We start from the raw sequence: 2,327 nt of genomic DNA, 5'->3' as shown, positions 1-2,327 counted from the left end.
TTTAATTCTCCATTTGGAATGTGCAAAGCATGTAATGGATTGGGTGTAAAAATGGAGTTTGATGCAGATCTTGTAATTCCAGATAAGAGTAAATCAATTTTAGAAGGTCGCAATTGTTCCGTGGAGTGGGAGATTTTCAGCATTTAGAAAACAAGCATTAAGAGCTGTTGGGAAAAAATTCGGTTTTGACTTGATGACTCCGATTGAAAAGATTTCTCCAAAACATCTACGAATAATTTTACATGGTTCAAATGATCTGATTGATTTTAAATATCAATCAAAATCTGGAGATTCTTCTTGGCAATACACAGATGCATTTGAAGGAGTACTGGTTAATCTACAACGTTCATTTATGGAAACTGACTCTGAATCAAAACGTGAATGGTTAAAACAATTCATGAGAGATACACCGTGCACTTCATGTAACGGAAAAAAATTAAAACCTGAATCACTCGCAGTAAAAATAAATGATAAAGGAATAATGGATGTGTGTGATTTATCAATTGATCAATGCTATGATTTTTTTGCAACACTGAAACTAACTGAAAATGAGCAATACATTGCACGTGATGTTCTAAAAGAAATCAAAGAGAGATTAGAATTTTTAATGAATGTCGGTTTGAACTATCTTACGTTGAATAGATTGAGTTCTACTCTTTCTGGAGGTGAATCTCAAAGAATTCGATTAGCTACTCAGATCGGTTCTAACCTTACTGGAGTATTGTATGTACTTGATGAGCCTACTATAGGATTGCATCAACGGGATAATGAACGCCTGATTAAAACGCTAACAAAACTACGAAATCTTGGAAATACTGTCATTGTAGTAGAGCATGACGAAGAAATAATGCGAAATTCAGATTGGATATTGGATTTAGGTCCAGGTGCAGGTGTGCATGGCGGTAATGTTGTCTTTGAGGGTACAATTAATCAAATTCTAAAAAGCACAAAGTCAGTAACAGGTAATTATCTGAAAAATAATTCCCTGATAAATCTTGGAGAAAAGACACGTAATCGTTCTGGTTCTTTGATAGTAAAGGGAGCAGCTGAAAATAATTTAAAAAATATTGATGTTGAGATTCCTTTAGGTCTCTTTGTTTCAGTTACTGGTGTATCTGGCTCAGGAAAATCCACGCTGATCAATGATATTTTATTAAAATCCCTTGAAAGTCATTTTTACAGCACAACTGTAAAACCTGGACGTCACACTGAAATCATAGGTCTTGAAAATATTGATAAAGTAATAGCAATTGATCAATCTCCAATTGGAAGAACACCCCGTTCAAATCCTGCTACTTACATTGGAGTCTTTACACATATACGAGAACTGTATGCAAATACAGAATTATCCAAAGAAAGAGGATATTCTATGGGGCAATTCTCATTTAATGTAGCTGATGGAAGATGTTTTGCATGTGATGGAGATGGTGTAAAACAAATTGAAATGCAGTTTTTATCCGATGTTTATGTAAAATGCGATGAATGTAAAGGAAAGAGATACAACTCTGAAACTCTATCTGTTTTGTATAAGGGAAAGAACATTTCAGATATTTTAGATATGACTGTTTTTGAGGCATTGGAATTTTTTGAAAACATTCCTTCGATTAAAAGAAAATTACAAACAATTTTTGATGTTGGATTGGGATATATCAAGTTAGGACAATCATCTACCACTTTGTCTGGAGGAGAAGCACAAAGAGTAAAACTTGCATCTGAATTATCCAAAAGAGGTACTGGAAAAACATTTTACATTCTAGATGAACCTACAACAGGATTACATTTTGCAGATGTTCAAAAACTTCTCGATGTACTAAACAGGTTGGTTAACTTGGGAAATACAGTTTTGGTAATAGAGCATAATTTGGATGTGATTAAAAATTCTGATTGGCTAATTGACTTGGGTCCTGAAGGGGGAGATGAGGGAGGGCAAATAGTCACAGTAGGCACACCTGAACAAGTAGCAAAATCCCCTGGAAGCTATACTGGAAAATATCTCAAAAAATTACTCTATACCAAGTAAAATGGCATTTGATATTTCCAAAATCCACATTCCCTCAAATCCTGGGATATACTTGATGAAAGATTGTGATGGGAAAATAATCTATATTGGTAAGGCAAAGAATCTAAAAAACAGGGTAAGATCATATTTTTTAAAAAATCAAAATTATAAAACTCAAAAACTCGTAGAAAATATCTCTGATATAGAATTTGTTTTGACTGATAATGAAAGTGAGGCCTTTCTTTTAGAATCAAATATGATAAAAAAACATCGACCTAAATTTAACATTGAACTAAAAGATCAACAACGCTACACATACTTGAGAATA

General features: G+C 33.5%; 1 protein-coding gene and 1 pseudogene. Both read left to right on the top strand.

Annotated features, from left to right (window positions below; genetic code table 11):
* Positions 1-2,020, top strand: a pseudogene (uvrA, locus tag BG20_RS04665) (excinuclease ABC subunit UvrA); the annotation flags it as partial.
* 1 nt (position 2,021) lies between these two features.
* A partial coding sequence (locus tag BG20_RS04660; protein WP_010191526.1) for a GIY-YIG nuclease family protein occupies positions 2,022-2,327 on the top strand: 306 nt, incomplete at its 3' end.

The organism is Candidatus Nitrosarchaeum limnium BG20 (genome assembly GCF_000241145.1).
Lineage (GTDB): Archaea > Thermoproteota > Nitrososphaeria > Nitrososphaerales > Nitrosopumilaceae > Nitrosarchaeum > Nitrosarchaeum limnae.
This window is presented reverse-complemented; position numbering and strand designations above follow the sequence as displayed.